Below are 1,033 nucleotides of genomic sequence, written 5' to 3'. Positions count from 1 at the left end.
CCACCAGCGCAGGCACTCCTGCAGGAAGCCGATACGCGGGCCGGGCATGGCGAAGTGCGGATATTTGTGGCCCCAGGGTCCGATCAGGCCCTTGCGAGGACCGCTCAGCTTTTCCAGCATCCGGAAGATCGGATTGGGATAGCCGTCGGCCCAGCCGCCGACGGCATAGACCGGGATTTCGACATCGGAATAGTCCTCGCAGATCGAGCCGTGCTTGTAGAAATCATCGCGGCGCTGGTGTTCGAACCAGTCCTGCATCCAGATGCCGTTGCCGTTCAGCCGCTGCTCCCAAAGATCGCGCCAGCGGTCGCCGACGATCAGCGGATCCGGCGGGGTCATGGCGATGGCCCAAGCGGTGGTGCCCCACATCAGATTGTCGCACATCATCGCGCCGCCGAGATAATGCACGTCGTCGTTGTAGCGGTCGTCGGTCGAGCACAGCGAGACGACGGCTTTCAGCGCCGGCGGCCGGCGGGCCGCGACCTGCAGCCCGTTGAAGCCGCCCCAGGAGATGCCGATCATGCCGACGCTTCCCGAACACCAAGGCTGCCGGGCCAGCCATTCGATGACCGCCAGGCAGTCATCCTGTTCCTGCTCCAGGTATTCGCCCTTGCATAGCCCCTCGCTGTCGCCCGAGCCGCGCATGTCGACCCGCACGCCGGCATAGCCGTGACCGGCGAAATAGGGATGCGTCAGCGCATCGCGCTCCACCGTTCCGTCACGCTTGCGATAGGGCAGATATTCGAGGATCGCCGGCACCGGATCGGCCTCGGCGTCTTCCGGCAGCCAGATTCTAGCCGCCAGCTTGACGCCGTCGGGCATCGGAATCCAAAGATTCTCGATCTCGCGGATTTTTCGCGGGAAATCGGTGACGACGCGGATATCTTGCATGGCGGCTCCTCTCAACGCCCCGGCCGACACTTGCGCCGGTGGCGGTCCTATGTGTTCAGCGGGAAATGGCAGGTCAGGCGGCTGTTTCCGACCGTGACCGGGACGGGGACATCGACCGCGCAACGGCCCTGGGCCTGCGGAC

Annotated in this window: 1 protein-coding gene; it reads right to left on the bottom strand. The window is 65.0% G+C overall.

All coding sequences use genetic code 11. The features are described 5' to 3' along the window. Nucleotides 1-891 (bottom strand): CocE/NonD family hydrolase (locus EN750_RS35995; protein ID WP_127399396.1); only part of this gene is annotated, 891 nt, incomplete at its 3' end. Nucleotides 892-1,033: the final 142 nt, after the last annotated feature.

This window comes from Mesorhizobium sp. M7A.F.Ca.ET.027.03.2.1 (assembly GCF_003999175.1).
In the GTDB taxonomy this organism is placed as follows: Bacteria; Pseudomonadota; Alphaproteobacteria; order Rhizobiales; family Rhizobiaceae; genus Mesorhizobium.
The sequence above is the reverse complement of the archived record's forward strand: the minus strand, read 5'-3'. Positions and strand labels throughout refer to the sequence as shown.